The sequence below is a fragment of the Pseudoalteromonas sp. SG43-6 genome, assembly GCF_014164365.1.
Classification (GTDB): Bacteria; Pseudomonadota; Gammaproteobacteria; order Enterobacterales; family Alteromonadaceae; genus Pseudoalteromonas; species Pseudoalteromonas rhizosphaerae.
In genome coordinates this window covers 1-5,596 of record NZ_JACJEZ010000099.1, presented here as the reverse complement: position 1 = coordinate 5,596, position 5,596 = coordinate 1, and the positions used below count along the sequence as shown (strand labels likewise).

Here is a 5,596-nt window from a genome sequence, read left to right as displayed (position 1 = left end):
ACAGATACAGTAAACGTTACAGATACAGTAAACGTTACAGATACAGTAAACGTTACAGAAGGGGAATTCATTTCTGCTAAAGAAAGTGAAAGCGAGAAAGCTATTAAAGTATCGGAGGATTATACAAGAGGGCTTAACGATGGAATTAATATCGGTGTGCAGGCTGGAGTCTCTTATACAATTCAAGAGTTAAATAAAATACTTCCTAGCATGATCGAAAATGCTATTAGAAATGCCCCTGACATAAAAAAAGCTATTTCAGATGGTGTAAGGAATGGAAGCTCTGAATGTGCTAAAGCTTTAGTTAACAAGTATAGCCATAAGAAGGACTCTTTTCCTGATTCTAAAAATACGTTGGATGCCCCTAAAAAAGATGATGGAAGTTTCCAAAAACCACATTGAAGTTTGGGGGATGAAGTTTAGCTAATCGTAGCGATATAAAGCAATTGGATTTGGCTTAGGGGCGATGAATAAAATACTCAAAAAAACCTTATAGTAAAATTATCTATGTTTTTAGAGTGTGGTGTATAACTAGGGATGCAACCACTTCCCCCCTAAATCTAAGTAATGTAAACAGATGGTTGGGTGTTGTATTGGTGCATGCTGTATTTTCGCCTTTTATTAAATGAAGAAGAACATGGGTATGAAAAATGCCTGTGAGTTATATAACATATCTAATACCCACTTTTTAATCTAGGGTATTGAATATTTATTCATTTCTGATGAAAGTTATAGTGCGTAGAGCTTACTAGCTAATTTTGAAATTTAAGGGGCTCTTAAGGAACTATTGAATGGCTTGCATTTCCATCGTGGGCAATACTTTTAGTCTAAGCAATTTGAATTCATACTCTGCTTTATGTTCTACAATCGACTAGAAACGCTCTTGTTTGATAACGATTGACAATATTTTTAATTAAATTGGGGATTCGTCAAAATGCTCGAGCAGGCAGAGCCTGATGATTATAATGAGCAATATAAAAAATGGCGCTTTGATGACTTACCGATTATCCCACAGCAATGGCAGTTAAAAGCAAAATCTAAAACTCGTAAGCAACTTACGGTACTTAAAAAGTTAATCAAACAAGCTGATCAACTTGTTCATGCTGGTGATCCAGACCGAGAAGGGCAATTACTTGTTGATGAGGTGATTGAGCAAGTTAAACTTAGCCAAGCCAAAAAACAGCAAATTCAACGTTTATTGATCAGTGATTTGAATGTTAGCGCGGTTAAAAAGTCGCTGCAAAACGTTCGCTCTAACCGTGAATTTATTCCACTTAGTGTATCTGCTTTGGCGCGTTCGCGAGCTGATTGGCTGTTTGGTATGAATTTAACGCGCGCCTATACGCTTGCAGGTCAAAAAGCAGGGTTTGGTAATGTATTATCAGTAGGGCGTGTACAAACACCGATATTAGGATTGGTTGTCCAGCGTGATAACGAGATTGCTAATTTTGTGCCAAAACCTTTTTATGAAGTATTAGCTCATTTAAGTACCGAAAATAAAGAGCCGTTTACAGCAAAGTGGCAACCAAGCAAAGCGTGTGAACCTTATCAAGATGAAGAGGGGCGAGTGCTCCATCGAGGCCTTGCTGAGAATGTTGCGTCGCGAATTTCTAATCAATCAGGTGAAGTTACGGCGCTTGAACAAAAGCAGAAAAAGCAACAAGCACCTTTGCCGTATAATTTGTCAGCGTTACAAATTGATGCTGCGAAAGCTTTTTCAATGCCTGCACAAAAGGTATTGGATATTTGTCAAAATTTATATGAGCGTCACAAGCTAATTACCTATCCACGTTCAGACAATCGTTACTTGCCCAAAGATCATCACCAAGAAGCAGCCAGTATAATAAAGGCAATTGCCATCAATGGCGGGCAAAATGACACTCATAGCCAAGGCGCAGATGTGAGTAAACGCAGTAAGTGTTTTAACGACGCTAAGGTAGCTGCGCATCATGCCATTATTCCTACCGCTAAGCAGCAAAAGTCAGCAAGTTTGAGCGTTGAAGAAGGTAAAGTGTATGGTCTTATTAGCCGTCATTATCTGATCCAGTTTTATCCAGACTACATTTATAATGAAACAAAGGCTGAAATAACAATTAATGGTGGTATTTTTAAAGCCAACGCAAAACAAGATGTAAGTTTAGGCTTTAAAGCGTTAATGGGAAAAACCGCATTAAAAGATGAGCAGATATTGCCGCCATTAATTAAAGGGCAACAGTTGCAGTGTGAACGCGGTGAAGTAATTGATAAAATGACCAGCCCGCCAGCTCATTTCAATGATGCAACGCTGCTTAGTGCAATGACAGGTATTAGTCGGTACGTTAAAGATCCAGAAATCAAAAAAATACTCAAAGAAACAGATGGCTTAGGAACCGAAGCAACCAGAGCGGGTATTTTAGAGTTATTATTTAGAAGACAATTTTTAAGACGTCAAGGTAAACTCATTTTAGCAACCGATACAGGTAAAGCATTGATCAGTGCGTTACCGCATGGTTTAGCCAGCCCAGACCTAACCGCAAAATGGGAAGCATCGTTGGGCGACATAGCAGAACAACAAATGAGTTATCAACAATTTTTAAATCCTTTATTAGTGGATTTAGCGGCTTTTGTGGAACTTGCCAAAAATTGTGATAGCAACGTATTTGCACAATTACCAAAAACGCCGCAAAAGCGGCGTTTTACAAGAAAAACTAAACCAAAAACAAAATCGGCTTAGTCATCCATTGCTAAGATTATTGATTAAACAAAGCCACCGCAGCGTTACTCATTGCAGTGATACCTGTGGGGATTGCAACTTTATAGTCAGGTGCAAATTTACTTGAATGTAGTGAAGGTAAAGTTGCCCCTGATGTTTGTGCCGCTTGATATTGAGCTTGCTCTACACCACCTAACCAAAATAAGGTGATAGGGATGTTTTTATCTGTGCGGCCATATAAACCAAAATCTTCCCCTGCCATAACCGCTTCGGTTTCAAGCACATTACTTTGTCCAATCGCCGAGCTAATCGCACTACGTACAATATTAGTTTGTGCAGGGTCGTTATATGTAGATGGGATTGACTCATCTTCATGTACATAAACCACAGGTATTAAGCTTTCATCCAATCCTGCACTTAATGCAATGCCTTTAGTTATACGTTTTATTGCTGCAATTTGTTGCTCGCGAATTTTAGGATTATAACTTCTAAGTGTCAGCTGTAGCTTTACTTCATTCGAAATTACATTATGTTTAGCTCCACCGTGAATTGAACCCACTGTAATTACTGAGGGTTCAAGAGGTGATAATTCGCGACTGGTAATTGTTTGCAGTGCCAACACGATCCGTGATGCGATAACAACAGGATCAATAGTCATATGTGGGTAAGCACCATGACCACCTTTACCTTTAACCGTAATATCTACTGAATCCACACTGGCCATGGTGTACTCATTTTTCATACTGACTTGTCCTGCAGGAACACTCGCACTAACATGCAAAGCGATAACGTGATCAGGAGTCGGATATTTATTAAATAAACCTTCTTTGAGCATCGCTTTTGCACCGCCTCCCACCTCTTCTGCAGGTTGTGCCACCATCATTAAGGTTCCTTGCCATGCATCTTTATGTAGCATTAATTGTTGCGCAGTACCAATAAATGAACTCATATGAATATCATGACCACATCCGTGCATCACACCAACGTTTGCTCCTTCATCATTTATAACAGTGACTGTTGAAGCATATGATTTACCTGTTTGTTCTATGATTGGTAAGCCGTCTGTATCAGTACGGATCATTATTGTCGGGCCTTCACCATTTTTATATAAGCCTACTACACCAAAGCCACCCACATTGTCGGTCACCTCATAGCCAAGCGCACGTAATTTGGTGGCAAGCTTTTCTCCCGTTTCTTGCTCATGGTATGAAAGTTCTGGGGACTGGTGTAAATCTAAGTAAAACTTTTCAATGGCAGGCATCGTTTTATCTAACTTCAGCTCCAAGGTTGTTGAGCTTGCTAATGGACTAAGCAGTATAAGTGCAGCGTATAGACTATGAAATTTCATAAAAGACCTTTTTGATTTATGGCTTGTGATTCTGGGCTTGTAATTATTATGTTTGCCTCCATATAAAACCCTAAATAGTCTGATATGGCAATCAATAGCAATGAATAATATGGTAAATGTTAATCCGCAAAATCTTCAACAAGTGCTGGGTGAAACATCACAACAAAAACTAGTCCTGTTAAGTTTCTTTTCAGCACAAAGTCCAGAGTGTCAATCTCAAGCAGCTATTTTACAGACAATAGCCAAAGATTATGGTGACTATATATTAGTTGCCACATTAGATTGTGATTTAGAGCAAGCACTCGCAGCACAACTAGCACAGCAAGTTGGACTACAAACATTACCAACCTTAGTGCTATTAAAAGATTCAGCACCTGTTGATGTATTAGCCGGTGCACAAGCTGAAACTCAAATCAGAGAAGCGTTAAGTAAACATTTACCGCAGCCTCATGAAATGTTGTTAGAACAAGCCAAGCAAGCACTGATCGCTCAGGATTTAAATCAAGCGTTTAATTTTGCCAAGCAGGCTTACGAATTAGACAATACAAATGCGCGTATAAAATTAGTATTGGCAGATATATGCATTCAAATTCATAAACTGGATGACGCGCAAGCTTTGTTAGCTTCAGTAAATGAAAATGAGCAAGATGCATACTTTACAAATATTCAAGCAAAGTGCGCACAAGCACTTCAAGCACAAGAATCGCCAGAGCTAAAAGCATTACAAGCGAAAGTTGAAAAGTATCCTAACGATCTTGAGTTAAAAGTTGAACTAAGTGCAGCATACGACCAAGCAGGCAAAAAAGAACAAGCGTTAGAGTTACTGTTTACAGTGTTGAAAAAAGATTTGAATTTTGCCGATGCCAAGGTAAGTTATTTAGCTATTATTGCCTCTTTACCGGATGGTGATAGTTTAGCGGCTAAATATAGAAGAAAGCTTTACAGTATCCTCTATTAACAAGTTTTTATTTTGTTTTATGGAAAGCGCCGAAGTTAATGGCGCTTTTTTTATGCCAAAAACTTGCGAAATATCGATAATAGATAATACTGAAGATCCTTTCAGGGAAAAGTCGTTGTTATTTTGTACAGCTGACTAGGGGTTTTAGTGTGTTTAGCGCGTAAATTGAACGAACAGCACTTTATTTCAAGTTTTCTTTAAAAAACGCTTGCGTAAAATTCGCCGCGCCCTATAATGCGACCCCACTGAGACGGCAGACAGCAACGCTTAAGCTGCAAGAGTTAATCAGTTAGTCGAGTAAAACTTGAGTTTAGATTTTTAAGAAAGTTTAAAATTAAGTGTTGACAAAAAAATAGGAAGGCGTAGTATGCGCAGCCCTAGCGAGATAAAGTTTAACTTTAACCGCAACGTTCTTTAACAATATAAAGCAATCATCTGTGTGGGCACTCGTACAGATTGAGTTCTAACAGCCAAGCTTAGTTCGCTAAGCAAGGCAAAAAATTTAGAGTCTCAATGTGATTTCTCGAAAGAGAAGCTGAGTGACCAACAGAAGTAACTTATTTATAAGTTGCTTCGGCACAGTCAATTCAATATCGAA

3 protein-coding genes and 1 pseudogene are annotated in these 5,596 nt (G+C 38.7%); 3 read left to right on the top strand and 1 reads right to left on the bottom strand.

Features of this window, described 5'->3' with window-relative positions:
* Together H5201_RS21970 and H5201_RS21965 are read left to right on the top strand one after the other, a co-directional pair.
* The coding region (locus tag H5201_RS21970; protein WP_182785399.1) for a hypothetical protein at nucleotides 1–402 on the top strand (402 nt) is incomplete at its 5' end.
* Between the two features lie 511 nt (nucleotides 403–913).
* Nucleotides 914–2,713 (top strand): annotated as a pseudogene (locus tag H5201_RS21965) (DNA topoisomerase III); the annotation flags it as partial.
* A 16-nt stretch (nucleotides 2,714–2,729) separates the two neighbouring features.
* On the opposite strand, the gene H5201_RS21960 reads toward H5201_RS21965, so the two are convergent.
* Nucleotides 2,730–4,040, bottom strand: coding sequence for a M20 family metallopeptidase (locus tag H5201_RS21960; protein ID WP_182785397.1), 1,311 nt, complete (start codon nucleotides 4,038–4,040; stop codon nucleotides 2,730–2,732).
* A 100-nt stretch (nucleotides 4,041–4,140) separates the two neighbouring features.
* Here H5201_RS21960 and H5201_RS21955 point away from each other — a divergent pair, with 100 nt between their 5' ends.
* Nucleotides 4,141–4,998: a tetratricopeptide repeat protein gene (locus tag H5201_RS21955; protein ID WP_145241107.1), complete on the top strand. Its 858-nt coding sequence runs from the start codon at nucleotides 4,141–4,143 to the stop codon at nucleotides 4,996–4,998.
* The last annotated feature ends 598 nt before the right edge of the window (nucleotides 4,999–5,596 follow it).